Source organism: Salegentibacter maritimus (genome assembly GCF_016236975.1).
GTDB lineage: Bacteria > Bacteroidota > Bacteroidia > Flavobacteriales > Flavobacteriaceae > Salegentibacter > Salegentibacter maritimus.
The window spans coordinates 1-1,715 of sequence record NZ_JAEHNY010000024.1 but is presented as its reverse complement, the minus strand read 5'-3'; the positions used below and the strand labels follow the sequence as shown (position 1 = coordinate 1,715).

At 49.2% G+C, this 1,715-nt stretch carries 1 rRNA gene; it reads left to right on the top strand.

Annotation, left to right across the window (positions count from 1 at the left end):
• Nucleotides 1-162: 162 nt before the first annotated feature.
• Nucleotides 163-1,692, top strand: a 16S ribosomal RNA gene (locus tag I6U50_RS15720).
• Nucleotides 1,693-1,715: the final 23 nt, after the last annotated feature.

The following is a 1,715-nucleotide window of genomic DNA, read 5'->3' as shown; positions in this document are numbered from 1 at the left end:
TATCTACTAAATACTGTTTACTGAGAAGAAGTTCATTGATTTATTGAATTGACAGCGCGTACGTTTTTCGCAAGAAAAACGATACAAATAATTTTAGAATTAAGACTAGATAAGTCGTCTTTGAGTACAGATTTTGATTGTTGTAATTATAATTAAGAAACAACGATGAAGAGTTTGATCCTGGCTCAGGATGAACGCTAGCGGCAGGCCTAACACATGCAAGTCGAGGGGTAACATAGGAAAGCTTGCTTTTCTGATGACGACCGGCGCACGGGTGAGTAACGCGTATACAACCTACCTTTTAGCGGGGAATAGCCCAGGGAAACTTGGATTAATGTCCCATAGTATGGAGGTCTCTCCTGAGATCATCATTAAACATTTATGGCTATTAGATGGGTATGCGTCCTATTAGTTAGTTGGTAAGGTAACGGCTTACCAAGGCAGCGATAGGTAGGGGTCCTGAGAGGGAGATCCCCCACACTGGTACTGAGACACGGACCAGACTCCTACGGGAGGCAGCAGTGAGGAATATTGGACAATGGGCGAGAGCCTGATCCAGCCATGCCGCGTGCAGGAAGACTGCCCTATGGGTTGTAAACTGCTTTTACAGAGGAAGAACCACTCCCACGTGTGGGAGTTTGACGGTACTCTGCGAATAAGGATCGGCTAACTCCGTGCCAGCAGCCGCGGTAATACGGAGGATCCGAGCGTTATCCGGAATCATTGGGTTTAAAGGGTCCGTAGGCGGGCAATTAAGTCAGTGGTGAAAGTCTTCCGCTCAACGGGAGAACTGCCATTGATACTGATTGTCTTGAGTTATTATGAAGTGGTTAGAATGAGTAGTGTAGCGGTGAAATGCATAGATATTACTCAGAATACCGATTGCGAAGGCAGATCACTAATAATACACTGACGCTGATGGACGAAAGCGTAGGTAGCGAACAGGATTAGATACCCTGGTAGTCTACGCCGTAAACGATGGTTACTAGCTGTTCGGCCCGATTAAGGGTTGAGTGGTTAAGCGAAAGTGATAAGTAACCCACCTGGGGAGTACGTTCGCAAGAATGAAACTCAAAGGAATTGACGGGGGCCCGCACAAGCGGTGGAGCATGTGGTTTAATTCGATGATACGCGAGGAACCTTACCAGGGCTTAAATGTAGTCTGACAGGACTGGAAACAGTTTTTTCTTCGGACAGATTACAAGGTGCTGCATGGTTGTCGTCAGCTCGTGCCGTGAGGTGTCAGGTTAAGTCCTATAACGAGCGCAACCCCTGTGGTTAGTTGCCAGCGAGTAATGTCGGGAACTCTAGCCAGACTGCCGGTGCAAACCGTGAGGAAGGTGGGGATGACGTCAAATCATCACGGCCCTTACGTCCTGGGCCACACACGTGCTACAATGGTAGGGACAGAGAGCAGCCACTTCGCGAGAAGGAGCGAATCTACAAACCCTATCACAGTTCGGATCGCAGTCTGCAACTCGACTGCGTGAAGCTGGAATCGCTAGTAATCGCATATCAGCCATGATGCGGTGAATACGTTCCCGGGCCTTGTACACACCGCCCGTCAAGCCATGGAAGCCGGGGGTACCTGAAGTCGGTCACCGCAAGGAGCCGCCTAGGGTAAAACTGGTAACTGGGGCTAAGTCGTAACAAGGTAGCCGTACCGGAAGGTGCGGCTGGAACACCTCCTTTCTAGAGCAACGCCTTTTAAGGCA